Origin of the sequence: Pseudofrankia asymbiotica (genome assembly GCF_001983105.1) — a bacterium.
GTDB lineage: Bacteria > Actinomycetota > Actinomycetes > Frankiales > Frankiaceae > Pseudofrankia > Pseudofrankia asymbiotica.
This window is the reverse complement of sequence record NZ_MOMC01000027.1, coordinates 1-26,592: the sequence shown is the minus strand read 5'-3', so window position 1 is coordinate 26,592 and position 26,592 is coordinate 1. Positions and strand designations below refer to the sequence as shown.

Here is a 26,592-nt window from a genome sequence, read left to right as displayed (position 1 = left end):
TGGTGGTGGCCCTGGAGTCTGACGGGACGTCCCGTGGCGTCGGGCGACGACGCGGGTCAGCGGGTGGTGGCGACCGCGGCGCCGGCCGAGCGGACGACGATGCGGATGCGGTCGGCGCGGAAGAGGTCGTGCGAGTGCTCGAAGGGCTCGCCCGCCGGGTCGTAGGTGGTGCGCTGCAGGGCGAGCAGCGGCGCGCCGACGGTGGCGCGCAGCAACGCGGCCTCCTCCTCGCCCGCGAGCACCACCTCGATCTGCTCGACGGCCTCGCCCGGGCGGACGCCGTACTCCGCGGCGAACAGCTCGTAGAGGGAGCCGGCGAGCGGCAGGTTGAACAGCCCGGGGAAGCGGCGCGCCGGGAAGCAGGCGTTCTCCAGGGAGATCGGGCCGCCGTCGGCGAGGCGGATCCGCAGGATCCGCGCGACCGGATCGCCGGGGGCGAGCGCCAGCGCCGCCGCGACGACCTCGTCGGCGGGCTCCAGGGCAGCGCTCACCACCTGCGAGCCGGCGGTGAAGCCCTGGGTGCGCAGGAGCTCGGGCACGCCGACGATCCGGGACAGGTCGCGCTCGACCTTGCGGGGCGCGACGAAGGTGCCGCCGCCCCGGCCGCGGACCCGCAGGATGACGCCCTCCCGCTCGAGCGCCGTCAGCGCCTGGCGCAGGGTCGCGCGACTGACGCCGAGCGCGGCGGCGAGGTCGCGCTCGCCGCCGATGCGCTCCCCGGGGCCGCGGGACCCGTCGGTGACCAGCTGGCGCAGCCGGCGCCGGACGTCGGTGGCGGTCGGGCCGAGCGGGCCGGAGGGGTCGAGCTGAAGAACCACCGCTCCAGTCTGGCCGACGTCCGGCGATGAGCGAACCTCGCGTGCCGACCCGCGCTCGGCGGTGCCGGTCGGGGTCTCGTGGGCCGGGGCGCCACCGCCGGGCGGAGGGCTCAGACGTCGTCCATGGCGACGTCGTCCATGGCGGTCGGGGATTCGGGCAGGACCTGGCCGCCGTCCACGACGAGGGACTGGGCGGTGATGTAGGCGGCCTCGTCGGTGGCGAGGAACAGGGCGGCGTGGCCGATCTCCTCGGCCTCGCCGAGGCGCCGCATCGGGATGGCGGCCACCATCGCGCTCAGGTAGTCGTCGCCGTGCTCGGACAGGCCCCCGGTGACGATGTTGCCGGGGAGGATCGCGTTGACGGTGATCCGGTGTGGGGCGAGCTCGATCGCCGCCGTCCGCATGAAACCGAGCATGGCGGCCTTCGACGCGCCGTAGTGCGACCAGCCGGGGTATCCGGTGTACGGGCCGGTGATCGATGACGTGAGGATCACCCGGCCGTGTCCGCAGGCCTTCAGCGCGGGCAGGAACGCCTGGACGGTGAGGATCGCGCCCTTGACGTTGATGCCGAGCATCTCGTCGATGTCCGCCTCGGTCATCGTCGCGAGCGGGGCGCTTGGGAAGATGCCGGCGTTCGCGCAGACGACGTCGACGCCGCCGTGGCGGGCGAGCACCTCGTCCGCCAGCCGTGACGTGTCGGCGGCTGACGCCACGTCGGCGACGACGTACGAGACCGTCCCGCCGGCCTTGGCCAGCTCGTCGGCCGCCGCCTCGGCGACGGCGGCGTCCCGGCCGGTGATGACGACGTTCGCGCCGGCGCCGGCGAAGACCCGGGCGATGCCCTTCCCGATCCCCCGGGTGCCACCGGTGACGACGACCGTGCGCCCGTCGACGGGTGTGAACATCTAGGCGATCCCCTTTGGCAGCAAGGTTCCGGAGAGGTAGCGGTCGGCGAGGCCGAGGGTCGCGCGGGCGAACGCGGCGACGTCGTCGACGGCGTCGGCGTGCGGGTGGGTGCCCAGCCACGCGGTCAGCTGCAGCCGCCGCAGCAGGATGAACGTCGACACCATGCCCACGTCGTCGGCGGTCAGCGGGACGTGGTGGCGATAGGCGGCGAGCCAGGCGGCGACCAGGTCGGGCATCGCCGGATGGTGCTCGATGAACGACAGCGCCGCGGCGAGGTCGAACAGGTACCAGCTGAGGCCGCAGTCGTCGAAGTCGATGACGGTGATCGCCTCGTCGGCGGTGACCATGAGGTTCGCCAGCCGCATGTCGGCGTGGATCAGGCCGTACCGGTCCTGGCCGGCGCCGAACTCCTCGACCAGGCCCTCGACGGTCACGGCGGCGCGGGTCATCAGTTCGCGCTCGGCCGCGGGCGCGCCGGTCCGGGACGGCCGCGCGTCGCCGCCGCCGGCCAGTGCCCAGGCCAGGCCGGTCCGCCAGTCGCCCCAGCGGCCGTCGGGGCCGATGGTCGTCGGCAGGCTCCATTCGAACCTGGCGAAGCCCGGCGGCCGGCCCCAGCCGCGGGCGTGCAGCTGCATCCGGCCGGCGATGTCGCCCAGGGTGGCGAAGGAGGAGATCAGCTCGGCGGTGTCGTCGGGCTCCGGCGCTCGGCCGTCGACCCAGGCGAACAGCACGGCCTGCCGGTCACCGACGCCCGGCGGCCGCACCGTGGTGAGCACCTCGCCGGCCCGGTTCGGGATCACCGGCGGGGTCCGCACGACCCCGTCGGCGCGCAGCGCCGCGACCCAGGCCAGCTCCCCGTGGATCTCGGCCGGGCTGTGGTACCCGGGGCGGTGCAGCCGCAGCGCGAACCGCCGGCCGCTGGCCGGGTCGTCGACCCGGTAGGTCGCGTTCTCGGACAGGTTCAGCAGCGAGACCTCCGGCCGCGCGCCGAGGTCGTAGGCGGCCAGCACCTCCGGGAGCAGCGCGTCCAGCGCCTCCAGCTCGCCGGTGACGGCGACGTCCGCCGTGGCGTCCCCCGTGGCGGCCGGGTCGGTCATCGTCATCTACGCGGTCACCTGTTCGCCGGTGGCTGTGTCAACTGGGGCCTCCAGCCGCGCGAGGCCTCGCCATCATCGCGCGGCTTTCGGCCCGGTCGGGCGCCAGCTCCACCCCGGACAGCGCGTCCTGATGTGCCAGCCGAACCGCCGTAGCGGTGCGTTCGAGCAGGTCGGCGGCCAGTTCGTCGGACAGCAGCAGGCCCGGCTTGAACTGCAGCACGCGCGGGTCGAGGGCGGAGAATATCGCCCAGATCCCGTGCTCGTAGAGGCGCCGGGAGACGAACCGGGCGCCCTGCGGATGGTCGAAGCGCAGGCCGATGACCAGGCCGTCCTGGCGGATCTCGACCAGCCAGTCCGGGTTGTCGGCGGCGATGGCGGTCAGGCCCTCGGCGAACGTCCTGATCAGCGTGTCCACCCGGTCCCGCGTCGCCGGCCGCCGGGTGATCTCCAGGGTGCGCAGGCCGACGACGCAGCCCAGGTCCGAGCCGCCGAACGTCGAGATGTGCGCGAAGCCGTCCTCCTCCAGCCAGCCGGCGGCGGCCGGGCCGAGGATCGTCGCCGACACCGGGTAGATCCCGCCGGAGAGGCCCTTGCCGGTCACCAGGATGTCGGGCGTGACGCCGTGCTTGGTGATGCCCCACAGCTCGCCGGTGCGGCCGAGGCCGGTCTGCACCTCGTCCGCGATGTAGAGCGTGCCGGCCGCGGCGCACAGCTTGGCGACGGCGGCCAGGTACCCGGGCTCGGGCATGACGAAGCCGGACGTCGCCGGGATGGTCTCCAGCAGCACCGCCGCGACGTCACCCCCGGCCAGCGCGGCCGCCATCGCGTCGAGGTCGTTGAACGGGACCCGGATGAACTCGTCGGGGCGGCCGGCGAGGAAGCGATCGGCGTAGCGGTCGTTGCCGGCCGCGACGGCGAGGCCGGTGTGGCCGTGGAACGCGCCGATCGCGGACACGATCTTGAGGCGTCCGGTCGCGTAGCGGGCCGACTTGAGCGCGAGGTCCACCGCCTCCCCGCCGCCGACACCGAACGTGACCTTGCCGTCCGGGATCGGCCCGGAGGTGACCAGCGCCTCGGACAGTGCCGCCCGGCCGAGCGCGGCGAAGTGGTGGTTGCCGATGTCGAGATGCGCGAGCGCGGCGACGAGCGTCGCGACGACCTCGGGGTTGCGGTGGCCGAGGTTGTAGGTGCCGCCGTTGAGGTGGACGTCGACGAGGGTGTTGCCGTCGAGGTCGTGCAGCAGGTAGCCCGCGCGCTCGCCGATGACGAGCGGGGTCCCGGCGTCGGTCCAGAACCTCGTCTTGCTCGGGTTCCAGTAGCGCTCGCTGGCGGCGAGCACGTCGGCCTTCGGCGTCGCCAGCAGCCGGTCGACGAGGTCGTCGCGGGCCGCGCCAGGGGCGGCCGAGGCGGAGCCGCCGACAGGGGCGTTGGCGAGGGTGCCGACGGGGTCACGGGCGGGGTTGTCGGAGTCCACGGTGGTGCTCACGGCGCTGTCACGGTTGCCCACGGGTCGACCGTAGCGCGGCCCGAGGCCAGTGGTCTGGTAAAGGTACGTACCGTTTACGTTTCCGCCACGTTGTGGCCTGTTTCGGCGTGTGAAAAGGTCTGACCCCGCCTTGTGGCGCCCCCTGCGCAGGGGCCACGATCGCCCCGATACGCGCGCCGCCGCAGCGGCCGCGCACAGCGGGAGGTAGCCACAAGGTGAGCGTGCAGAGCGAGGCCGCGGCTCCAGTAGCCGCCGCCAGMACCAGCGGCGTGCAGCGGCTCAGGCCGGGCACGATCGGTCTCTTCGGAGTCCTGTTCATGGTGACGGCCAACGCCGCACCGATCACCGCGATGACCGGCAACCTGCCGATCGCCGTCGGTTACGGCGACGGCATCCACGGCCCGGCGGCGTTCCTCGTCGCCACCATCATTCTGACGATCTTCTCCGTCGGCTACGTCGCGATGACGAAGCACATCACCGCGACGGGCGCGTTCTACGGTTTCATCTCCCAGGGCCTCGGCCAGGCCGCCGGCATGGCCTCGGGCTTCCTCGCGACGATGTGCTACATCGTCTTCGAGGGCTCGCTGATCGGCATTCTGTCGTCGTTCGCGAAGACGACGATGGAGACGGTGTTCAGCGCGCCGTCGGTCTCCTGGGTCTGGTACGCCCTGGTCAGCATCGCGGTCATCGCGGTGCTCGGCTACTTCAACATCGCGATCTCCGGCAAGATCCTCGGCGTCTTCCTCGTCACCGAGGTCATCCTGCTGCTGGTGATGTCGTTCGGCGTGCTGTTCACCGGCGGCGGACCCGACGGCCTGCTCCCCGACGCCATCAACCCGGTCGGCGCGTTCAAGTCGGTGCCCGCCAGCTCCGACGGCGCCATCGTCGGCGTCGCCGGCCTCGGCATCTTCTTCGCCCTGTGGTCCTGGGTCGGCTTCGAGACGACCGCGGTCTACGGCGAGGAGTCGAAGGACCCGAAGAAGATCGTCCCCCGGGCGACGATGATCGCGGTCATCGGCCTCGGCGTCTTCTACACGTTCGTCTCCTGGATGGCGGTCGCCTACTCCGGCAGGTCCGGCGCCGTCGACGTCTCCCGCACGGACGCGTTCTCGCTGTTCTACACGCCCACCGGCGACCTGCTCGGCTCGTTCTTCGTCGACCTCTACAAGGTCATGACGGTGACCGGCTCGTTCGCCTGCGCGCTGGCGTTCCACAACGCCGCCTCGCGCTACCTGTACGCGATCGGCCGGGAGGGCCTGTCGGGCGGCCTGGCGAAGACGCTCGGCGCCTCGCACAAGAAGCACGGCTCGCCGCACATCTCCTCGGTCGTCCAGACCGCGATCACCCTCGTCATCGTGCTGCTGTTCTTCTTCCTCCAGAAGCCGACCGACACGGTCTCCGACGTCCCGTACGTCTACCTGTACGGCCTGATGGCGATCCTCGGCACGATGGCGCTGCTGTTCGTGCAGTCCATCTCGTCGATAGCCGTCATCGGCTACTTCCACGTCCGCAGGATGCATCCGGAGACGGCCTCCTGGTGGCGGACCCTCGTCGCGCCGGTCCTCGGCGCCGCGCTGCAGATCTACGTCATCGTCCTGCTGTTCCAGAACCTCGACTTCGCCGCCGGCGCCGCCTCCGACAGCCCGGTGTTCAAGGCGTCGCCGTACATCGCGCTCGGCGTGTTCGTGATCGGTCTCGCGGTGGCGCTCGGGATCCGGTTCAAGAACCCGGAGAAGTACGCGACGATCGGGCGGATGGTCATGGAGGAAAGCCACGAGCGGGCGCCCGAGGACGCCGTGGCGCCGGCCGGAGCCATCCCCGCCCAGCCCGCCGGTGAGACGGCGACAACCGCCTGACGGGAGGCCCACCCGCCCGGCGAGTGGGCGGGCGGGCGCCGGCGATCCCACCGGATCATGGCTGATCCCATGATCCGGTGGGATGTTCGGAGTTCCAGCGCCGAAGAGTTCACCAGATCAGCGAGGCTCCGGCTCACCGGGGCTCCGGCTCACCGGGGCTCCGGCCAGTCGGCCGCCGGCAGTCTCCGCCGCCCGGTCGACGGCGCACAGGACGATGACGCAATGTCGTGACGACCAGGGAGGCAGCGGACGATGACGTTCCGGGCGACGGTGCGAGGCACCAGCTACGTCTTCCCCGACCTCGCGGTGCTGCTCGCGAAGGCGAACGAGGAGAAGTCCGGCGACCAGCTCGCCGGGATCGCCGCCGGCACCGCCACCGAGCGCGTCGCGGCGAAGCTCGCGCTCGCCGACGTGCGCCTGGCCGACATCCTCGCCGCCCCGCTGCTCGACGACGCCGTCACCGAGCTGATCCTGCGCGAGCACGACGCCACACTGTTCGGCGACGCGGGGCTGGCGGGCCTGACCGTCGGCGAGTTCCGCGAACTGGTCCTCTCCCCCGGCTTCGCGGCGGAATGGTTCGAGCGGGGCCTCGCGAAGGCCATCACCCCGGAGATGGCGGCGGCCGTCGCGAAGCTCATGAGCGACAAGGACCTCATCGTCGGCGCGAAGCCCCTGCGCACCGTCACCCGCTGCCGCGGCACCATGGGCGAGCCCGGCGTGCTGGGCGTGCGCGTCCAGCCGAACCATCCGACCGACGACGTCGAGGGCGTTCTCCTCTCCGCCCTCGACGGCATTCTGTACGGCTGCGGCGACGCCGTCCTGGGCGTCAACCCGGTGACCGAGTCCGTCGCCGGGGTCGGCGCGGTGCTGCACGGCCTGCAGAACCTGATCCGCCGGCTCGCGCTGCCGACGCAGAGCTGCGTGCTGGCGCACATCACCACCCAGCTCGCGGCGCTGGCCGCCGGGGCGCCCGTCGACCTGCTGTTCCAGTCGGTCGCCGGGACGGAGGCGGCGAACCGCTCGTTCGGGATCAGCCTGGAGATGCTCGCCGAGGGCCGCGAGGCGGTGCTCGCGCACCACCGCGACCGGCCGGGCGAGTTCCTCGGTGACGACGTCATGTACTTCGAGACCGGCCAGGGCAGCGCCCTGTCCGCGGACGCGCACGGCGGCCTGGACCAGCTCACCGTCGAGGCCCGGGCGCACGGCGTCGCCCGCGCGTACCGGCCTTTCCTGGTGAACTCGGTCGTCGGCTTCATCGGCCCKGAGTATCTGGCCGACGCCCGCCAGATCACCCGCGCCGGCCTGGAGGACCACTTCGTCGGAAAGCTGCTCGGCCTCCCGATGGGCATCGACGTCTGTTACACCAACCACGTCGACGCCGACCAGAACACCAACGACGACCTGCTCGTCCTGCTGGTAGCCGCCGGCTGCAACTTCGTGATGGGTGTTCCGGGCGCGGACGACGTCATGCTCTCCTACCAGTCGACGAGCTACCACGACGCCGCCGGCATGCGTGAGCTGTTCGGCCTGTCCGCGACGCCGGAGTACACCGCCTGGCTGCACGAGCACGGCCTGCTGCGCGCCGGCCGGCTCGCCGACCCTGGCCCGGAGGTCGCCGCCGCCCTGCTCGCCGGCCTCGACAGGGCCGTCCTGGACATCCCGTCGGCCACCCGCGCGCTGCCCACCGGCCGGTGAGCCCGGTGCCCGAGCCACTCTCGGCCACCGACCGGCCGCCCGCCGAGCCCGGCCCGACGGCCACGCCGCGTTCCGCGGAACGCGGCGAGCCGGCCGTCTCCGCCGCCGGCACGACGCCCGCCGCCGCGCGTTCCGCGGAACGCGAAGATCCACCCGACCCGCCCACCGACCCGCCCATCGACCCACTCACGGGCCGGGCCGGGGCCGCCGACATCCCGACGGATGCCACCGCCGCGCGTTCCGCGGAACGCGGCGAGCCGGCCGCCTGGGCCGCCGGACCCGCCGGACCCGCCGGGGCCGCGTTCGCGCGCCGGGTGCGGGCGGTGACGCCGGCGCGGCTGTTCCTCGGCCGGTCCGGCACGTCGCTGCGCACCGCCGACCAGCTCACCCTGCGCGCCGACCACGCGGCCGCTCAGGACGCCGTCCACGCGGCGCTGGACCTGGAGCACGGCTCGCTGGCACCGCTGGTCGACCGGTTCGGTCTGTTCGCCGTCGACTCGGCCGCGCCCGACCGACCTGCCTACCTGCGCCGGCCCGACCTGGGCCGGCGGCTGTCCCCTTCGGCCCGCGCCGAGGTCGCCCGCCGTTGCCCGCCCGGAGCGGATCTGCAGATCGTCGTCGGCGATGGACTGTCCGTCGCGGCGGTGGACACCCAGGTCCCGGCCCTGCTGCCTGCCCTGCTCGACGCGGCCCGCGAGGCCGGCGTGAGCGTCGGTCAGGTCTTCGCCGTCCGCAACGCCCGCGTCGGCCTCCTCAACGAGATCGGCGAGCTTCTCGACCCGGCCGCCGTCGTCCTGCTCATCGGCGAACGCCCCGGCCTGGTCACCGCCGAAAGCCTGAGCGCCTACCTGGCCTGGCGCCCCCGCCCCGGCCACACCGACGCCGACCGCAACCTCATCTCGAACATCCACGCCCGCGGCGTCGACATCCCCCAGGCCGTCACCCGCATCCTCGCGCTGGCCACCGCGATGCGCGCCGCGAACACCTCCGGCGTCCTCGTCAAGGAGAACCCCACCGGCCCGGCGGCCCTCCCAAGCTAGGCGATGACGTCCTCGGCGCTGGTGGCGGTCAGCGCCCGTCCCAGCCAGGCGTCCAGCAGGTCGAGGTCTGCGCAGGCACGGATCTTCGCCGCCGCCGCGTCCGGCACGGGGACACCCCGCCGGCTCAACACGATCAGCACCGCATCCGCCTTGGCCTCGGCCAAGCCCTCAGCCTTGCCCTCCGTCCGGCCCCTTGCCTCGATCTCGCGGAAGAGCTCGCTGCGGTACTCGGAGTCGACCACGGTCATGTGTTCCTCCCATCGTGCCCGTGCTGTCTTCGACAACCCGGCGATCAACATGTCACAGATCTCGCGAGCCAGGTCCAGGTCAATGTCGTGCATCGCCTCGTATACCGCGGTGAACGCGGGTTCGAGTGTTTCCACGTCGTCGGCACCGTGGCAGACCAGCGCGAGCGTGGCCAGCGCGAGGTTCGCCTTCGCGTGCGCCGGGTCCACCACCAACGGTAGGTCGTCGGGGCTCAGCACACAGGGCCACAGCCGCACACTGAACTTCTCCGTGCCGCACAGACCGCGGTACCGGGCGGCCACCTCCGGGTCCGGGCAGAAGACCGCCAGGATCACGCCGACATCCAGCTCCTGCTCGAGCGAGGTCGCGTAGACCTTCCATTTCACCCATTTGTCCGCCACCCATCGACGTTGCACCTCGATGACGACGGCGTACACCCGCCGGCCAACGTTGGTGAACACCAGCGTCTTGTCGGCGTGATAACTGGTCGGTACGAGCTTCTGGAAGACCGTGGGGCCCCGTTGGGCGCCATCATGCGCCGGAAGGCCAATACCGAACCTCCGATCCAGCAAGGCCGCCGTCACGTCCGGAAAGGCCGCGAACGTCGCAACCGCCGATTCATGCTCACCGCTTGGCATAGCTTACCCATCCCTGTCGGGTCAGTCAGTGACTGACCCGACAGTATCGGACAGGCGCGGAACGGACCAACGGGACATCGCGCGTCGCCCGCCGCCTCTCACCGCGGCCGTGCCCGCGCGTCCTCCCGTGAGTCGTTGACGAGAACTGGCCGCGGTCTCAGTCCACCGCCACCGAGGTGGTGGCCGTCGTCGACGTCGTGGTGACGGCCGGCGTGGTGACGAGCTCGAAGGCGCGCCACATGGCGGCGTAGCGGCCGGCGGCGGCCAGCAGCTCGTCGTGGGTGCCGGTCTCGGCGACCCGGCCGCGGTCGAGGACGACGATGCGGTCGGCGCCGCGGGCGGTCTGGAGCCGGTGGGCGATGAGGATCGTCGTGCGCGCCCGGGAGATGCGCCGCATCGCGGCGCTCACCCGGGCCTCCGTCGCCAGGTCCAGGTTGGACGTCGCCTCGTCGAGCAGCAGGACGGCCGGGTCGACCAGCTCGGCGCGGGCCAGGGCGATGAGCTGGCGCTGCCCGGCGGACAGCGACCGGCCGCGTTCGGCGACCTCGTGCAGGTACCCGCCGGGCAGCGCGGCGACGAAGTCGTGCGCGCCGACCGCCCGAGCCGCCGCCTCCACCTCGGCGTCCGTCGCGCCGGGACGGCCGTAGGCGATGTTGTCCCGGACGGTGCCGGTGAACAGGAACGCCTCCTGCGGCACGTAGCCGAGCTGCTGGCGGAACCCCTGGAGGTCGAAGGCGCGCAGGTCCTGCCCGTCGACGCGGACCGCGCCGGTGTCCGGGTCGTAGAACCGGGCGAGCAGCTTCATCACCGTCGACTTGCCGGCGCCGGTCTCCCCGACGAGCGCGACCGTCTCCCCGGCGCGTACCCGCAGGTCGACCCCGCGCAACGCCTCCGGTGGCCTGGCCGCCCGTGCCGCCGCCGCGGCCGCCATCGTGCGCGGGTCCTTCCCCGCGACGCTGGTCCGCGCCTCGGCCCAGCCGCCGGCGCCTCGGCCGCCGGCGCCTCGGCCGCGGGCGGCGGCGAGCCCGGCCGCGACCGCCGCCGACCCGGCGGACACCGGGCCGGCCGGGTAGGCGAACCGGACGTCGTCGAGCACCAGCTCGCCGCGCAGCCGGCCGGGGGCGAGCGGCTCGGCGGGCGGCGGGGTCAGCGTTTCCAGCCGCATCAGCTCGGCGATCCGCCCGACCGACACCCTGGTCTGCTGCCAGGCGTCGAACACCTGGGACAGCTGCTGGATCGGCGAGAAGAACATGTCGATGTAGAGCAGGAACGCGATCAGCGCGCCGGGGGTCAGCTCGCCGTGCGCGATGAGCGCCGAGCCCGCGCCGAGCACGATCGCGTCCGCGACCGCCGACAGGAACTGCACGAACGGGAAGTAGGTGGCGACGACCCGCTGCGCGGCGACCCGGGAGTCCAGGTAGGCCCGGCCGAGGCCGTGGAAGTGCTCGACGGTGCGGGCCTCGTGGACGAACGCCTGCGCCTCGCGCACCCCGGAGATGCTCTCCTGGAAGTCCGCGTTGACGATCGCGATCCGTTCCCGGGACAGCTCGTACAGCTTCGCCGCCCGGCGGCGGAACGGCACGGTCGCCGCTACCAGCGGGACCACCACCGTCAGCGTCAGCAGGCCCAGCTCGAGGTTGATCACGAGCAGGGCGACGCCGACACCGACGAACGTCACGAACGCGACCAGGGCCGAGAGCAGGCCGTTCTCGATGAGCGACTCGAACTGGTCGACGTCGGTCGTCATCCTGGTCATGATCCGGCCGGACATCTCGCGTTCGTAGTAGTCGAGCGAGAGCCGCTGCAGCTGCGCGAAGATCCGGATCCGCAGCGAGAGCATGATGCGCTCGGCGACCCGCCCGGTCACGAACGTCTCGGCGACCTGGTTGAGCCAGTCGACGAGCGTCAGCGCCAGGAACACCAGCGACGCCACCCACACCACGGCGGTCGTCCCGTCGGTGACGCCCCGGTCGATGCCGGTCTTCACGAGCGTCGGGCCGGCCAGCCCCACGGCCGCGTCGATGACGACCAGCAGCAGGCCGACGGACAGCGGCCGACGGAACCGGCGCAGCAGCCCCGGCAGGCTGAACCGCGGCTCGGGCCGGCTCTCCACGGCCAGGTCGACGTCCGCCTCGTCGCGGACCGGCGGCAGCGCGGCGACCCGGGCGAGCAGCTCCGGCGTGGGCGCCAGGTTCAGCCGCCACGTCCCGCCGCCGGCCCCGCCGCCGCGCGAGGCCCCACCGCCGAGCCCGGCGCCGAGGGTGGCCACGCCCACCGCCTGGGCAAGCCCGCCGCCGGCACGTTCCGCCGCCTGGCGGGCCCTGGCGGCGTCCCACGCCTCGGTCGTCGTGGCGGCCGGCCCGCCCGCCGCCTCGGCGATCTCGGCGAAGGCCTCGGCGCTGTCGCCGAGCTCGGCCGCGAGCGCCGGGTCGAGGCCCGAGAGCAGCGTGCGGTAGGTGGCGCTGCGTTCCGCCAGCTCCTCATGGGTGCCCTGGTCGAGCACGCGGCCCTCGTCGAGGACGACGACCCGGTCGGCCAGGTGCAGCGTGGACATCCGATGGGCGACCAGCAGCGTGGTCCGGCCGGGCAGGACGTCGCGCAGCGCGTCGTGGATCGCCTGCTCGGTGCGGGCGTCGACGGCGCTCGTCGCGTCGTCGAGGACGAGGACGCGCGGGTCGGCGAGGATCGCGCGAGCGAGCGCGACTCGCTGGCGCTGCCCCCCGGACAGCGACAGCCCGCGCTCGCCGACGACGGTGTCGTAGCCGAGCGGCAGGCCGAGGATGAACTCGTGCGCGCCGGCGGCCCGCGCCGCCGCCTCGATCTCCTCCTGGGACACCTCGGCCCCGGCGCCGAGGCCGCCCGCGGCGCCCGCCCCGCCACCAGCGCCGACACCGACACGGCCGTAGGCGATGTTGGCCCGGACGGTGTCGGAGAACAGGAAGCTCTCCTCGAAGGCGAACCCGACCTGCCGGCGCAGCGACGCGAGCCGCACGTCGCGCAGGTCGTGCCCGTCGACGGTCACCCGGCCGGAGCTCGGGTCGTGGAAGCGGCCGAGCAGGGCGGCCACCGTCGACTTGCCGCTGCCGCTCGGGCCGATGATCGCCACCCGCTCGCCGGCGGCGATGCGCAGGTCGAAGCCGCGCAGCACCGGCACGCCGCCCGGGTAGGAGAACTCGACGTCCTCGAAGACGATCTCGCCGCGGATCCCGCCGTGCTCGGACAGGTCGACGGCGCCCGGCCGGTCGGCGATCGCGGGCGGCAGGTCGAGGAGCTGGAAGATCCGTTCGCAGCCCGCGCGGGCCTGCTGGCCCATGGTCAGCACGCCGGCGAGCTGGCGGGCGGGGGCGGTGAACTGGGCGACGTAGGTGGAGAACGCGAGGAACGTGCCGATCGTGATCGAGCCACGGACGGCGAGCCAGCCGCCCAGGGCGAGGATCGCGACCTGGGCGAGGCCCGGGACCGCCTCCAGCAGCGGGCCGTACCGGGAGCGCAGCCGCACCGCGCGCATCTTCGTGCCGTAGAGGGTGCCGGTCGCGTCCGCGAGGCGGCGCAGCTCCCGCTCCTCCTGCCCGAACGCCTTGACGACCCGGACGCCGTTCACGTCCTCGTCGACGATCTGCGCCACGTCCCCCTCGCGCTGCTGGGCGTCCCAGCTCGCCGGGAACACCCGGACACGCAGCCGGTAGGAGACGGCCACCAGCGCCGGCGCGACCACCAGGCCGACGAGGGCCAGGCCTGGTGCCAGCACGAACATGACGGCCAGCGAGGCGACCATCATCAGCAGGTTGCCGGTGAGCAGCGGCAGGAACATCAGCAGCCCCTGCACCAGGGCCGAGTCCGAGTTCGCCCTGGCCACGAGCTGGCCGGTCGGCATCCGGCTCAGGTTGTCCTGGTCCATCGTCAGCAGGTGGTCGTGCATGGCGTTGCGCAGGTCGTACTGGACCAGCAGCGCCGCCCGGCCACCGTGGTAACGGCGCAGGTGGGCGAAGCCGAAGCTCGCCACCGCCGCCAGCAGCAGGAGCAGCAGCCACGGCCACAGCGCGGCGTCGCGCCGGATGATGACGCCGTCGACGATCTGGCGCCCGATCAGCGGGACGACCGCCTGCGACCCGCTGCCGAACAGCGAGCCGACCAGCGCCAGCGCGACGGCGCCCTTGTGCCGCAGAAGCCACCCCGCCAGCCGCCGGAGCCAGCCCTGCCCGCCCGCCGCCGGCCCGTCTCGGGACGGGCCGTCCGGCGACGGGCCGTCCGGCGACGGGCCATCCGGCGACGGGCCATCCGGCGCGGGCGGGTTCGCGAGGTGGGCCTCCGGCGGCGTCCGGTCGTTCGGGGACGCCGGGAGATTCGGGGGCATGGTCATCGGCGGTCCTTCGCGCCCGACCGGTTGAGGTAGGCGGCGTGGTGATCGGCGAGGTAGCCGTTGACCGCCTCGTCCAGCGCGGCGAGCGCCTGGGCCATCGCGGCTGGGTCGGGCGCGCGGGCGGCGATCCGGTCAAGCCGGTCGATCATGGCTCCCTCGGCCAGGTCGAGCGCGGCCCGGCCCTGGTCGGTGAGCCGCAGCGCGGCGGCACGCTGGTCGTCGTCGACCGTGCCGCGGGACAGCAGCCCACGCTGGCACAGCGACTCGACGGTCGCGCTGATGGCCGGCTTGCCGAGCGCGAGCCGGGTGGCGATCCGCGACGCCCGCTCGTCACCCGCGGCGACGGCGGCGAGGACCCGGTACTGCGCCAGGCTCAGCTCGTCGGACGCCCGTTCGAGCACCCGGGCCACGCTGACGAGCGCGCGGACGGCCTGAACGGGCACCCGCACGTCGGCGGCCCTGGCCTCGTCGGTCGGCGCGACGGCTTCGGTCGGCGTCTCCACGGGTCCGACGCTACCAAATTAGTTCGGGTAACGAACCACATCCATCGAGGGGTAGCCCGATACTTCAACTACAGAAAGTGCCCACCTAAACACGTAGGCAGCCTGGATCAAACGGTCACCAGTCGTGTCGAACCCGTCTGGCGACCGTGGCGGCGGTCGCCAGACGGGAGTCAGGAAGGAGGATCAGTCCTGGTGGCCGAGCTTCTCGACGAGGCCCTGCGCCTTGTCGACGGCCGTATCGATCTTGTCGCCGTGCTTGCCACCGGTCCGGTCGTCGACGAAGTCCCCGGCCTTCTCCAGCCCGTCGTTGATCTGGTCGCCATGCTCGTCGGCGAGGTCCTCCGCCTTCTCCTTGAGGCCACCCGCCTTGCCCGCCAGATCCTTCAGGTTGTCGAACATCCGTGAGACCTCTCCGCTGTGGTCGCCGCGGTCATCGTTGCCCCGCTGGGGATCCTGATCCTACGAACAGCCCGGCGGCGCGCCGCGCGCCAGCCCGCCGGTAGGCACATTGGTGCCCGCCCGCCAGGCCCGATCAGGCGTGATCAGGCACGCCGGAGAGAGCGGACCGGGCGTCAGTCACTGAGGAGGGCCGCCAGCGCACGGCCCGCGGGGCCGTTGTCGGCGGTGACCCCGGAGAGGAGCTCGGTGCGGTAGACGAGCTGGGGCWCGGTGACCGGGACGGCGGCGAGGCCCGGGTGGCCGGCGACGGCCCGGGCGGGCAGGAGGGTGAGGCCCGCGCCGGCGGCGACCAGCGCGGCGAGCCCGGCCAGGTCCGTGCCGGTGTAGCGGGCGCAGTGCAGCAGGTTCTCGGCGCCGACGGCGCGGCGCACGTCGGTGGCGGGGGCGGCCGCCGCGGGAGCGTCCAGCCAGCGGGCATCGGCCAGGTCCGTCAGGCGCAGGCCGGGGCGGCCCGCGAGCGGATGGTCGGCGGGCAGGATGACGCTGACCGGCTCGGTGCCGCTCAGCGCCGACCGCAGCGGGCCGACGTCGGGCAGCCGCAGCGGGTCGCCGGGAACGGCGAGTCCGACCGCGAGGCCAAGCTCGCACGCACCGCGGGCGACCTCGGTCGCGACGTCGTCCCGGGCGGCGACCGAGATGGTGACGTCGAGGCGCGGCATCGTCGCGGTGATCTCGCCGAACGCGGTCGCGAGCCGCGGCATGGCCAGCGGGCAGGCCGCGACCCGCAGGTGGTCCGGCGGGCCACCCGCGGCCCGCAGGACGTCGGCCCGGGCGGCGGAGGCTCGCAGCAGCAGCGGCTCGGCGTGTTCGAGCAGGCGGGCACCGGCGCCGGTGGGGGCCACGGGCCGGCGGGTCAGCAGCGGGATGCCGCCGAGYGAGGCCTCGAGCGCGGCGATCTGCTGCGAGATCGCGCTCTGGGTGTAGCCGAGCTCGCGCGCCGCCGCGGAGAACGAGCCCGCGCGCGCCACCGCGGTGAACGTCCGCAGCAACGTCAGGTCCACATCGTCTCTCCGTCCCGTCCACCCGAGCCACCAGTATCAGTGTTCCTTATCCGCATACCAACAATTATCGTTGGACCTGAACCAGACGGCTGGCCACGATCGGTACATGACCTCCGCTGCCCCAGCCGTCGCCCAGACCGTCATGTCGGCCGTCGATCCAACCGCCAACCCGGCCGTCGTCGCCGCCTCGGCCCGCGTCGCCCTCGTCGGTGACCGCTCGGCCGACGTCGCCGCGCACGGCCGCCTCCCGACGATCATCCGCCAGCTGCGCGCCCGCGACGGGCTCGCCCTCGACGCCTACTGGGTCCCGACCACCGACGCGGAACGCCCCGGCGCACTCGACGGCTTCGACGCGATCTGGCTGGTGCCGGGCAGCCCGTACGCGAGCGAGGCGGGCGCCGTCGAGGCGGTCCGCTTCGCCCGCGAGGGCCGCGTGCCGTTCCTCGCCACCTGCGGCGGCTTCCAGCACGCGGTGCTGGAGTTCGCCCGCAACGTCTGCGGCCTCAGCCACGTCGCCCACGCCGAGGTGACGCCGGACGCCGCCGACCTGGTCATCGTGCCGCTGGCCTGCTCGCTGCGGGGGCACGAGCGCGGCGTGCGGATCGAGCGCGGCTCGCTGGCCGAGTGGGTGCTCGGCGTGGAGCGCAGCACCGAGCGCTACTACTGCTCCTACGGCGTCTCGGACGACCACCTCGACCGACTGCGCGCCGGCGGCCTGCGTTTCACCGGTGTCGACGACGACGGCGCGGTGCGCGTCCTGGAGCTCGGCGACCACCCGTTCTTCCTCGCGACCCTGTTCCAGCCGGAGCTGGCCGCCGACGCCACCCGCGTCCACCCGGTGATCCGCGCCTTCGCCACCGTCGCGGTCTCACGGGCCGCCGCCCGGCTGGCGAGCCGCCGCGCCGAGGTCTCCACGATCGGCGGCTGAACCCGCCCCTGCCGGCACGCCGACGCCGCCCATCGGCCCGCCCGGCAGGGCGGCGAATGGCGCCGGGAGGACAGGCAGGAGCAGGAAGACAGGAGCGGGAAGAGAGGAGAGGGAGAACGACGTGCGGATCAGCGAACACATCCACGCGCTGGACCGGGACGGCGAACGGATGGCCGCAGCGGCGAACGCCGCCGGGTTCGACGCGAAGGTGCCCTCGGCGCCAGGCTGGCGGGTGCGCGACCTGCTGGCCCACACCGGCCGCGTCCACCGCTGGGCGACCTCCTACCTGCGCACCGGCAACCCGTCACCCGCGGAGATCGAGGGCGACGGCCTGCCGGCCGAACCGGACGACACCCTGCTGGGCTGGTTCCGCTATGGGCACGCGGCGCTCGTCGACGCGCTCGACGGCGCCGACCCCGGCATGTCCTGCTGGACGCTGTGGCCGACAGCGCCGCCGGCGCCGTCGCCGCTGGCCTTCTGGGCGCGCCGGCAGGCTCACGAGACGGCCGTGCACCGGGTCGACGCCGAGCTGGCGCTCGCGGCCGCCAGGCGGGCGGGTATGGACGGTGCCGAGGGTGTCGAGCCGGCGGGCGAGCCGGCTGTGCCGCCGGGCCTCGGGGCGGACGGGATCGACGAGTTGTTGGCCGGGTTCTACGCCCAGCGGCACCGGGGACTGGTCGCACCCCGACCCGTCGCGCTGGCGGTGCGCTGCGCCGACACCGACGACGGGTGGACGATCAGGATCGGGCCGGACACCCGCGAGGTGAACCGCCACCCCACCGGCACCGCCGCCCTCTCCACCACCGGCACCGCGGCCGCCGCCGGCACCGACGCCAACGCCGACGCCGACGCCAACGCCGACTGCACGATCCGTGGCGCCGCCTCCGACCTCTACCTGTTCCTGTGGAACCGCCAGGGCGCCGACCGGATCGATGTCGTCGGCGACCGTTCCGTCCTCGATCTCTGGCGTGACCGCGCCCGGATCACCTGAATCGGCGCGGCCGCGTCGCCCGGCCCGAGCGGTGTCGAAGATCGGCCGTGGCCCTTCGTCGTGCCGTTGTCCCATGGGGCGAACCGTCGCGTGCGCCGACCGCGCCGGCACCGTCAGCCGACATGCCGATGCTCGCGCCTCTCAGCTGGAACGCAGTGAGGAGCGGCCGGCGCGCCAGGCGTCCAGGATGGCCGTCGAGCACCGGCCCTCGACGGCCATGATGGCCCGGGCGCCGAACAGGATGTCGTCGGCGAGGGCCGGCTCGGCGAGGGCGAGGCCACGGGCGAGCTCCTCGGCCGCCACGTTCTGGTGGTGGGCGTCGGCGACGACGTGCACCTCGAAGAAGTGCCGGGCGCCGGCGCCGAGGCCGTGGCGGCGAAGCGCGGCGGCGTAGGCCCCCATCGGTTCCACCGACGTCATCTCGAAGACAGCGAGGTGGCCGACCAGGGCCGCGCGCAGGCGGCGGTGCAGGCCGAAGAATGTCGGCAGGTTCACCGTCGCGAGTGTCGTGGCGGGAATCCGGTCGAGGTAACGGCCGTAGCCCGGGTCGAGGCCGAGCGCCAGCATGGTCACACCGAACAGGTTCTGGTGGACGTCCGGCGCCCGGCCGTTGCCGTACTCGTCGGCCTGGATCTCCATCAGGGCGGCCTTGGGCCGTCCGGACAGCCGGGGGATCGCCCAGGAGTGTGGGTCGGCCTCCTTGAGCTGCAGCAGCGAGCGGTGCACGGCGAACTCGCGGAACTGCGCCAGCGAGCCCTCCTCGGCGAGGTAGCCCGACAACGACGGCCCCGTCGAGCAGCCGATGATCTCCCGAAGGACGCCCGGGACGTCGGCCGGGCCGACCCTGTCGCCCGCCACCGGGCCCACCCCGTCGCGCGCGTCCCGCCCGTCCCGTCCATCGGGCACGTTCAACGCGTCGCGTCCAGCACGCGCGTCGTACCCATCACGCGCGTCGTACCCATCACGCGCGTCACGCCCGTCGCGCTCGTGGGCACCGGCCTCGCCTACCTCGCTCGCCAGCCGCCGCAGTCGCGTCTCCAGGTCGTCCTCCAGCTCCGCCCGCAGCGCGAGCAGCGTCGGCTCCCACTCCCAGCGGTCGTCCACCCCGGCGAAGCCGCGGTAGTGCAGCTCGTACAGGCAGTAGAGCGCGAGCGCCCCGTCCTCCCCGGCCAGCGCGTCGTCGTCGGGAGCGGGCCACCCGGACAGCGGCCGCACGGGGCCGGCCAGCTGACGCACCAGATAGTCGCTCAACGTCCCCCTGGCGGCCGGCAGCGCGCTCGGCGCCAGTTCCCGCGGCCCGAGCACGGTGCCATACCGGCCTGCTCGCGCCGCCTCACCGGCGGCCGACCGACCCTCGGACGACCGACCCTCGGACGACGGACCCTCGATCACCGGCAGCTCAGCAACCATGGCTGTGAATCCTTGTGCGCACGGGGCGGGAGATGCCCAGCGGGCGAGCGCCCAACCTCCCGAACCGGAGGTGTGTGACCCGTCGCCGGGCGCGGCGCCGCGCGACCCACGCCGCGTACTGGCGGCAGGGTTGGCGGGCGCGCGGCGATGGGTATCTCGCGAGGCGACTTCGCGCCGCCCGGCGGGCGCCGAACGCCGTCCCGCCCCAGAACGTCAGGAGCCAGACATGCCGCCGTTCTTTGACCCAGTCGAGTCGGGTTTCTACGCATCGTGCCTGGAGAACCTGCTGGCGGACACCAGGCTCGGGCCGGTCCTGGCGGACGGCTTGGTGGAGCTGGGCGCGGGCACCGGCATCCCGATGGCCGAGGCGCTGCGGCGCCAGGAGTCGACGGTGCCGGTGCGCGGCTTCGAGCTGGACGGACGCTCCAGCCGGGTGGCCGCGCGCATCGTCGAGAAGGCGGGCCTGGCGAACTACCGGATCATCCACGGGGACTTCTTCGACGGCACCCGCCGCGGGCCCGAGCGGTGCGCGGTCGGCAACCCGCCCTACCTCCCGGCCCGCGGCGACGCGCCGGAGCTGTGGGGTGGCGACACGGGCGCCGAGATCTCCCGGCGGGTGCTGTCGGCGGGCTTCGAGACGGTCCTGTTGCTCGTGTCCTCGATCTCCGACCCGGTCGGCCTGCTCGGCCACGCCCGGGCGGCCGGCTACCGGGTGTCCGACTGGATGGCCAGGCCGATCGTCTTCGGCGCGTACACCCGCGACAGCCGGGTGAGCCGCCGCCTCAGCGAGCTGGCCCGCGGCGGACACGCGTTCTTCACCCCCGACACCTACGTGATCGCCGGTGTCACCTGGACCGCCGACCCCGCGGCTCCCGACGACGTCGAGGCGCTCACCCGGGTCCTGACGGCCGGCACGGCCACCGCGATCGGCGAGCCGGTCCCCGAGATGAACGAGCCCATCCCCGACGACGAGGGCGAGCCGAGCTCGCCGGCGCCCATCTCCGCGACTCTTCCAGCCGAGCCCGCCAACAGCCCGTCTGCGTCTGCGTCTGCGTCTGCGCGGACTCGACGCGTCGTCTAAGAATATTTCCGCCGCTCCAGTACTGAAATTCACCATAGGCGTATTTCATTGTCCACCGGGACCGGCGTGTCTCAACCACGGCAATGCGCCGCACTTCTACCGCAGACTGTCCGTCATACACGAACGGCGAGAGTGAGCTCGCTGAGAACCGAACGCATGTACTCGAGGGCCTGATGATCGTCCAGGTCGGGCATAGGGAGGCGAGGCCGGGATGGGGCCGCCCGGAGGATGGCGGCGATGGTGTCGCGGGCATCGGCGACCAGGGCGGCCCAGTAGGGAGCGGTGCGATCGAGATGGCGCAGGACGCGATCGGCGTCGGTCACACGGTCGGCATGGACCATCATGTTGACGAACTCGACGGCCGTGACGCAGATGCCCTGCATATTGCCGGTGTCGAGCAGCTCGTCGATGTGAACCCGCAGGATGGCGAACGCCCGGGCTGTCTCGCCCCGGCGGAAATAGGCACGGGCTTCGACGCACCGGTTCGGTGAATGGGTGCGTTCGGGTACCTCGACAGCGATGGCCGCGGAGAGCAGCGCCTCGGCACGCTCCTGGCGACGCTGCAGCAGGGCGGAGTAGCCGAGCAGCACAAGGGCCGTGTTGTGCAGAGTCGGCGGGCCGTCGGCGCGGTATCGCCTCATGAGCGCGTCGACGAACGCGTCGCCGTCCTCGAACCGGCCACTGAAGATCAGCGATGCGCCGACATCCAGCTCGAAGTGCTCGGCGAGGTCGTCCTCGCCACGGCCCCGCAGCCGTGCGATCAGGAACGGGGCCAGCTCTCCCAGCGCGCGGAAGTCCTGGTGGACGGAGGCCAGCGCGTGCCGGGCCGCGATGTCGACGACACCGCCAGCACCACCAGCGCCACCAGCGCCGACGGCGCCGACGGCGCCCGGTGGGGCGTAGCGGGTGACCAGGCGCTCGAAGGCCGCCGGGTCCTGGGCGAGCTTGTGGCGCTGGCCCGCCCACGTCAGCCCGAAGGCGATGCGATCGGCCTCGTCAGGCGGGGTCATGGCGAGCAGGCGTTCGACCCAGTCGCCCAGCTCCGCGCGGGTGCGGCGCGGGATCTCGGTGACGAGCGGACGGATCAGCGCGTACGCGAGGTGACGATCCGCGCGGCCGCCGGCCCAGTCGAACGCCGCGCGGAGGTTCGGCCACAGGTCATCCAGCTGGACGGTGCCCGCCACCTCGCCATGGCCGGCCAGCAGCCGGTCGATGTCTCCCACCCGCGCGGAGCACCAGGCGGCGTGGCGCGCGGCCATCAGGTCGGTCTCACCGGCCTCGGCCAGCCGGCCGGCCGCGAACTGGCGGATCGGCTCGAGGAACCGGAAGCGCCGGCCGGCCACGCCCGGCTCGGCCACCACCATCGAACGGGCGACGAGGCCGGCCAACAGTTCCTCGACGCCAACGGCGCGCAGCACGGTGGCATCGGCCGCCAGGCTGGTGCCGACGCCGACGTCACGCGGGCGAGCCCCGGCCAACCCCAGCCCGGCCCCGGCCCCGGCGTCGGCGTCGGCGTCGGCGTCGGCGTCGGCGTCGGCGTCGGCGGTCATGGCGCTGATGGTCGTGCCCGCGGACTCGGCGTCGACGGTGACAGCCTCTGCCGCGGCCAGGTCGAACGTGCCGACGAAGATCGCCAGGCGGCGCAGCAGCAGCCGCTCGGCCGGGGCGAGCAGGTCGTACGACCACTGGACGGTCGCCCGCATCGCGCGGTGCCGGCGCGCTCCGGCATGCCCGCCGCCGACGGCGACGAGCAGCCGGAGCTGGTCGTCGAGCCGGGTGAGCAGCTCCGGCGGGGCGAGGGTCGCCGTCCGCGCCGCGGCGAGTTCGATGGCGAGCGGGACCCCCTCCAGACGCCGGCAGATCGCGGTGACCGCGCTGCCGGCCGTCACCGGCTCGAACCCCGGCGAGAGCGCGGCCGCCCGTTCCTGGAAGAGCTCGACGCCCGGGCCGTCGGGTTCGAGCGGGCCGACGGGGACGACCTTCTCGTGGCCGTCGCGCAGGCCGAGGCGCTCCCGTGAGGTCGCGAGCACCCGTACGCCCGGGCAGCCGCCGGCGATGGCCTGGGCGAGGGCGGTCGCGCCGTCGAGGACGTGCTCGCAGTTGTCCAGGACGATCAGGGTTCGGCGCGGGCGCAGCGCCGAGACGACGGCCCCGGTCAGCCCGCGCCCGGCCGTCTCCCTGACGCCCAGAACTCCGGCGACGGCGCGCGGCACGTCGGCTGACGAGCCGACCTCGACGAGGTCGACCAGCCAGGCGCCGTCCGGGTCGTCCTCCGCACTGGCCGCGGCGACGGCGAGCCTCGTCTTGCCGATCCCACCCGGCCCGACCAGGGTGACGACCGGCCAGGCGGACAGAGCCAGCCGGATGGTCGCCAGCTCCTGGCCGCGGCCGATGAGCCGTCCGAGCCGGAGTGGGAGGTTCCCTGGCTGGCCATCCCCGGCCGGGCCGCGCGGCAGCCCGGAAGGCTCGCTCGCGGCCAGCCGGTCGTCCTGGTCGAGGATCCTCGCCTCCAGGTCGCGCAGCCTCGGGCCTGGCTCGACGCCGAGCTGTTCGACGAGGTGGCGGCGGGCGGTCCGGTATGCGGCGAGTGCGTCGGCCTGCCGGCCGGCTCGGTACAGCGCTGTCATCAGCAGCGCCCAGAGCCCCTCGCGGGTGGGATGGCTGGCGGTCAGCTCGGTCAGCCGGCCGACCGACGCCACCGGATCGGTCTCGACGCGGCCGGCGAGGTCGCGCTCGACGGTCGCGAGCCAGCGTTCCTCCAGCCCGTCCAGCACCGCGGCCAGTCCCGGGGCGGCGTGCAGGCCGGCGAGTGGCGAGCCGGTCCACTCCGCGAGCGCCGCGGCGGCCTCGCCAGCGTCGGCGTGCCGCTGGAACCGCAGCGCGTCGACCGCGTCAGCCGGCAGATCGAGGCGGTAGGCCGCGCCGACGGTCGCGATCGCCCGCGCGCCGAGCGCCTGGCGCAGGCGGGTGACGTAGGACTGCAGGGTCCGCTCGGCCGTGCGGGGACGGTCCGCGCCCCACATCAGCTCGACCAGCCGCGACACCGGCACAGCCGTCCCGGCCGACAGCGCGAGTGCCGCGAGCAGCATCTGGCACATCGGTGGTCCCAACGCGACCTGCTCGCCGCGGCCGGTCACGGCGCGGACCTCGCCGAGCAGGTGGATCCGTGTGCCGGGAACGCCCTCGCCACGCTCGCCGGCCTCGCCGGCCTCGCGGGCCTCGCCGCCCTGGGCCGTCACCGCGCTCACCATCCCTTCATGTGCGCTGTGCCGTACTGGCGTGCGCCGGCCGTGCTCGCCGGCTCTCCCGCCCGTCGGCGAGCTGGCCCTCTCAACCGTAGCTCAACAGATCTTCGACGATGGCTCGACGCCGAGGAAGGACAGTCGTAGCGAGCACAGCCAGCCGAGCTTCAGGAGGCGGACACCCATGACGAGGCCGACCGCGACAAAGGCACGAACCAGCGCGGTGACGCTCGCCGGAGCCAAGCGGTGAAGGCGATCGTCCAGGAACGGTTCGGCCCCCCTGACGTCCTAAGGCTGGCAGACATCGAGATACCGACGGTTGGCCCCGACGACGTGCTGGTACGGGTACGCGCCGCGGGGCTCAACCCCTATGACTGGCACATGCTGCGAGGCGACCCCTACGTCGCGCGGCTGGGGGGCGTCGGCCTGAGACGGCCGAAGGCCCTGGTGCCCGGGATCGACGCGGCCGGGACCGTGGAGATGGTCGGGACGAACGTGCGCGGGGTGCGCCCGGGCGACGAGGTGCTCGGCCTGTGCGCCGGGGCACTCGGCGAGTACGCGCTGGCGGCGCCGCCCGACGTGCTCGTGCCGAAGCCCGTGGGCCTGACCTTCGAGGAGGCCGCCGCGGTTCCCCTGGCCGCCGGGACCGCCCTGCGGGCGCTCCGCGACATCGCCGAGCTGCGGGCCGGGCAGCGTCTGCTCGTGAACGGCGCCGCGGGCGGCATCGGAACGTTCGCGGTGCAGATCGCGACCGCACTCGGCGCCGAGGTGACCGGAGTGTGCAGCACCCGCAACATCGAGCTGGTGCGATCGCTGGGTGCTGTGCGCACCATCGACTACACGGCCGAGGATTTTCTCGGCCGGCCAGAGCGCTACGACGCGATCCTGGACAACGTCGGCAACCGACCGCTGCGGCGGCTGCGGCACGCGTTGACGTCGACGGGAACGCTCGTCGTCAACGGCGGTGGCGAGCCCGGCAAGGTGTTCGGCGCGGTCACGAACTTCCCGCGTGGACTGGCACTCAACGCCGTCGTCCGTCAGCGGATCCGGCCGTTCATCTGGAAACCTCTACAAGCAGACCTGATGACGCTCACCGCGCTCATCGACGATGGGAAACTCGCCCCAGTGCTGGACCGCGCCTACTCACTTCCCGACGCCGCGGAGGCCCTGCGCCACGTGGAACGAGGCCACACCCGTGGCAAGGTGGTGGTCACCATCGCCTGATCGGTAGGTGGGGAGGGACGGACGTCGATGCCGGCCTGGCTCTGGCCACGCGAGAGGTCAATCAATGCTGATGGCCACCAGTCCACGAAAGCGTGGTCGCCCGTTCAGGCCGTAGGGGCTCGCGCGCCCCGCACGCCGCGGGCCGTCCCAACGTCGCTATGGCTGGGGCTGCTGGGGCTGCTGGCCGCCGCCGGCCTGGCGGGATGTGGCGCCCGGGTGGATCCCGCGACACCGGCGCCCGCCGCATCGCCCAGTTCGGGCGCGCCATCGGTGCGACCGGGGGTCGCGGTTGCGCCGGGCCTGGGCATGGTGACGTCCGTCAGCGCCGTCAACGACGCCGGCGCCATGGTGATCGGCCGTGCGGGGCCGACCGGCACCGAGTTCTACTACCTGGCCTCCGGCGCCCAACCAGTTCCGCTGACGTTTGAAGGCGCGCCGATCGAGCCGAGCCTGCTGAACAACGCCGGCCAGGTCGTCGGGCTGGTGGTGGACCGCGCCAGGGACCAGCCACCGCGCCTGGTCCGTTGGCAAGGCGGGCGCGGCATCATCCTGCCGGTCCACGGCGACCAGATAATCCCCGAGGACCTCAACGACCGCGGCCAGGTCACCGCGATCACCGTCATCCACCGGCCCGGGAGCGCACAGGACAGCGACGCCGCTACGACCAGGCGGGCCTACCTGATCGACGGGACGACGGCCGTCGATCTCGGTATGGATCCGGACGCCAACGAGCGCAACCTCTACCTGAACGAGGCCGGGCAGGTCGCCGGACTGGCATTCGCGGACTCCGGATCGGCGCGACGCGGCTTTCTCTGGGAACGGGGCGGGCTGACGACGTTCGACACCGGCCCCACGACGCACCCGGTCGTCATGGGGATCAACGACTCCGGCCAGGTCGCCGGACTGGTACTGAACGACGACGACTCCCCATCCGGCGCTCATCCCATCTTCCGGCCGGCCTTCCGCTGGCGGTCCGGCACCATGACAGCGCTCGACACGCGCGGCGGCGGCGCCGGCCCGGTAAGGATCAACCATTCCGGCCAGGTAGCCGGGGTGGTCACGGACGCCTCCGGCTCCGCCCGCGATGTCGTGGTGTGGTCCTCCGCACCGGAGGCCCATCCCACCAGGCTCGGAATCGTCGACGCCGACCACGTGGTGGCGATCAACGACCAGGGCGACGTGCTCCTGTCCAGCATCACCGGACCAACGGCTTCGCCCGGCGGCTACCTGTGGCACGACAATCAGCTCATCACGCTCGCCACGCTCGGCGGCCTCGCCGCGGACCCAGGTGGCCTCTCCGCCGACGGCCTGGTCGTCGGCGCGTCAACCTCCACCGACGGCGCCTGGCACGCCACCGCCTGGCCGCCCACCCCCACCCCCGATCGACCAGGCCCAAGCTGAACTCCACCGCCGCCCCACAGCCGTTCCGCGGAACGCCGAGATCCACAGCCGTTCCGCGGAACGCCGTCGGGCGCGGGGCGCCCTCGGCTGGGGGCCGGGTGTCGCCAGGGCGAGAACACGAGGGGAGGTGTTGGCGGCTGGTGGACGGGGGCCGGGGCATGCGGAAGGCCCGTCGTCCGCACCCAGGAACATGTTCTGGGGGACGACGGG

The 26,592-nt window shown here is 73.4% G+C and carries 20 protein-coding genes; 8 read left to right on the top strand and 12 right to left on the bottom strand.

The window, feature by feature from the left end; translation table 11 throughout:
- Positions 1-56 precede the first annotated feature (56 nt).
- The 4 genes from BL253_RS14340 to BL253_RS14325 all read right to left on the bottom strand — a co-directional run bounded on the left by BL253_RS14340 (position 57) and on the right by BL253_RS14325 (position 4,307).
- Positions 57-818 carry a GntR family transcriptional regulator gene (locus BL253_RS14340; RefSeq protein ID WP_076817179.1) on the bottom strand — a complete coding sequence of 254 codons (762 nt, stop codon included), beginning with the start codon at positions 816-818 and terminating at the stop codon, positions 57-59.
- Positions 819-928: 110 nt separating this feature from the next.
- Positions 929-1,723, bottom strand: a complete 795-nt coding sequence (gene fabG / locus BL253_RS14335; RefSeq protein WP_076817177.1) for a 3-oxoacyl-ACP reductase FabG — start codon at positions 1,721-1,723, stop codon at positions 929-931.
- Positions 1,724-2,821, bottom strand: a complete 1,098-nt coding sequence (locus BL253_RS14330) for a phosphotransferase enzyme family protein (protein WP_081438328.1) — start codon at positions 2,819-2,821, stop codon at positions 1,724-1,726.
- 37 nt (positions 2,822-2,858) lie between these two features.
- Positions 2,859-4,307: a class-III pyridoxal-phosphate-dependent aminotransferase gene (locus tag BL253_RS14325; protein WP_241834787.1), complete on the bottom strand. Its 1,449-nt coding sequence runs from the start codon at positions 4,305-4,307 to the stop codon at positions 2,859-2,861.
- Between the two features lie 215 nt (positions 4,308-4,522).
- On the opposite strand from BL253_RS14325, the gene BL253_RS14320 reads away from it, so the two are divergent.
- From BL253_RS14320 to eutC, 3 genes are all read left to right on the top strand, one after another.
- Positions 4,523-6,163 (top strand): APC family permease, encoded by a 1,641-nt coding sequence (locus BL253_RS14320; RefSeq protein ID WP_076817172.1) that lies wholly within the window; start codon positions 4,523-4,525, stop codon positions 6,161-6,163.
- Between the two features lie 252 nt (positions 6,164-6,415).
- Positions 6,416-7,858 carry an ethanolamine ammonia-lyase subunit EutB gene (gene eutB, locus BL253_RS14315; protein WP_076817170.1) on the top strand — a complete coding sequence of 481 codons (1,443 nt, stop codon included), beginning with the start codon at positions 6,416-6,418 and terminating at the stop codon, positions 7,856-7,858.
- 5 nt (positions 7,859-7,863) lie between these two features.
- Positions 7,864-8,898 (top strand): ethanolamine ammonia-lyase subunit EutC, encoded by a 1,035-nt coding sequence (gene eutC / locus BL253_RS14310; protein ID WP_241834786.1) that lies wholly within the window; start codon positions 7,864-7,866, stop codon positions 8,896-8,898.
- On the opposite strand, the gene BL253_RS14305 is transcribed toward eutC, so the two are convergent.
- The 5 genes from BL253_RS14305 to BL253_RS14285 all read right to left on the bottom strand — a co-directional run bounded on the left by BL253_RS14305 (position 8,895) and on the right by BL253_RS14285 (position 16,105).
- The gene (locus BL253_RS14305; RefSeq protein WP_131831494.1) at positions 8,895-9,605 is read right to left on the bottom strand and encodes a hypothetical protein; all 711 of its coding nucleotides are present in this window, start codon (positions 9,603-9,605) and stop codon (positions 8,895-8,897) included. The genes eutC and BL253_RS14305 overlap by 4 nt on opposite strands.
- Before the next feature lie 334 nt (positions 9,606-9,939).
- Positions 9,940-14,142 (bottom strand): ABC transporter transmembrane domain-containing protein, encoded by a 4,203-nt coding sequence (locus tag BL253_RS14300; protein ID WP_420801664.1) that lies wholly within the window; start codon positions 14,140-14,142, stop codon positions 9,940-9,942.
- Positions 14,139-14,645: a MarR family winged helix-turn-helix transcriptional regulator gene (locus BL253_RS14295; protein ID WP_076817167.1), complete on the bottom strand. Its 507-nt coding sequence runs from the start codon at positions 14,643-14,645 to the stop codon at positions 14,139-14,141. Before BL253_RS14295 ends, BL253_RS14300 begins: the two co-directional genes overlap by 4 nt.
- Positions 14,646-14,828: 183 nt before the next feature.
- Positions 14,829-15,044: an antitoxin gene (locus BL253_RS14290; protein WP_076817165.1), complete on the bottom strand. Its 216-nt coding sequence runs from the start codon at positions 15,042-15,044 to the stop codon at positions 14,829-14,831.
- Positions 15,045-15,217: 173 nt separating this feature from the next.
- On the bottom strand, positions 15,218-16,105 hold the full coding sequence (locus BL253_RS14285) for a LysR family transcriptional regulator (RefSeq protein ID WP_076817162.1): 888 nt from the start codon (positions 16,103-16,105) through the stop codon (positions 15,218-15,220).
- 106 nt (positions 16,106-16,211) lie between these two features.
- Here BL253_RS14285 and BL253_RS14280 point away from each other — a divergent pair, with 106 nt between their 5' ends.
- Both BL253_RS14280 and BL253_RS14275 read left to right on the top strand, forming a co-directional pair.
- The gene (locus BL253_RS14280) at positions 16,212-17,033 is read left to right on the top strand and encodes a CTP synthase C-terminal region-related (seleno)protein (RefSeq protein ID WP_081438307.1); all 822 of its coding nucleotides are present in this window, start codon (positions 16,212-16,214) and stop codon (positions 17,031-17,033) included.
- A 121-nt stretch (positions 17,034-17,154) separates the two neighbouring features.
- Positions 17,155-18,024 (top strand): maleylpyruvate isomerase N-terminal domain-containing protein, encoded by an 870-nt coding sequence (locus BL253_RS14275; protein ID WP_076817161.1) that lies wholly within the window; start codon positions 17,155-17,157, stop codon positions 18,022-18,024.
- A gap of 141 nt (positions 18,025-18,165) precedes the next feature.
- Here the strand turns inward: BL253_RS14275 and BL253_RS14270 are convergent, their stop codons facing one another.
- Positions 18,166-19,434: an iron-containing redox enzyme family protein gene (locus BL253_RS14270; RefSeq protein WP_076817159.1), complete on the bottom strand. Its 1,269-nt coding sequence runs from the start codon at positions 19,432-19,434 to the stop codon at positions 18,166-18,168.
- 226 nt (positions 19,435-19,660) lie between these two features.
- Between BL253_RS14270 and BL253_RS14265 the strand changes: the two genes are divergently transcribed.
- The gene (locus tag BL253_RS14265; RefSeq protein WP_076817157.1) at positions 19,661-20,515 is read left to right on the top strand and encodes a class I SAM-dependent methyltransferase; all 855 of its coding nucleotides are present in this window, start codon (positions 19,661-19,663) and stop codon (positions 20,513-20,515) included.
- A 113-nt stretch (positions 20,516-20,628) separates the two neighbouring features.
- Here BL253_RS14265 and BL253_RS14260 read toward each other — a convergent pair whose 3' ends face one another.
- Positions 20,629-23,754: an AfsR/SARP family transcriptional regulator gene (locus tag BL253_RS14260; protein WP_241834785.1), complete on the bottom strand. Its 3,126-nt coding sequence runs from the start codon at positions 23,752-23,754 to the stop codon at positions 20,629-20,631.
- Positions 23,755-23,856: 102 nt separating this feature from the next.
- A complete protein-coding gene (locus BL253_RS42260; RefSeq protein WP_158230357.1) occupies positions 23,857-24,000 on the bottom strand; it encodes a hypothetical protein in 144 nt (47 codons plus the stop codon).
- Positions 24,001-24,003: 3 nt separating this feature from the next.
- Between BL253_RS42260 and BL253_RS14255 the strand changes: the two genes are divergently transcribed.
- Positions 24,004-24,981 (top strand): NAD(P)-dependent alcohol dehydrogenase, encoded by a 978-nt coding sequence (locus BL253_RS14255; RefSeq protein WP_076817154.1) that lies wholly within the window; start codon positions 24,004-24,006, stop codon positions 24,979-24,981.
- A 306-nt stretch (positions 24,982-25,287) separates the two neighbouring features.
- Positions 25,288-26,382 (top strand): hypothetical protein, encoded by a 1,095-nt coding sequence (locus BL253_RS14250; RefSeq protein ID WP_076817152.1) that lies wholly within the window; start codon positions 25,288-25,290, stop codon positions 26,380-26,382.
- Positions 26,383-26,592: the final 210 nt, after the last annotated feature.

Coding starts and splice junctions, on each gene's coding strand:
- BL253_RS14280 (WP_081438307.1), top strand. CDS start 16,212: ATGACCTCCGCTGCCCCAGCCGTCGCCCAGACCGTCATGTCGGCCGTC.
- fabG (WP_076817177.1), bottom strand. CDS start 1,723: ATGTTCACACCCGTCGACGGGCGCACGGTCGTCGTCACCGGTGGCACC.
- BL253_RS14330 (WP_081438328.1), bottom strand. CDS start 2,821: ATGACCGACCCGGCCGCCACGGGGGACGCCACGGCGGACGTCGCCGTC.
- BL253_RS14290 (WP_076817165.1), bottom strand. CDS start 15,044: ATGTTCGACAACCTGAAGGATCTGGCGGGCAAGGCGGGTGGCCTCAAG.
- BL253_RS14265 (WP_076817157.1), top strand. CDS start 19,661: ATGCCGCCGTTCTTTGACCCAGTCGAGTCGGGTTTCTACGCATCGTGC.
- BL253_RS14250 (WP_076817152.1), top strand. CDS start 25,288: ATGGTGACGTCCGTCAGCGCCGTCAACGACGCCGGCGCCATGGTGATC.
- BL253_RS14300 (WP_420801664.1), bottom strand. CDS start 14,142: ATGACCATGCCCCCGAATCTCCCGGCGTCCCCGAACGACCGGACGCCG.
- BL253_RS14270 (WP_076817159.1), bottom strand. CDS start 19,434: ATGGTTGCTGAGCTGCCGGTGATCGAGGGTCCGTCGTCCGAGGGTCGG.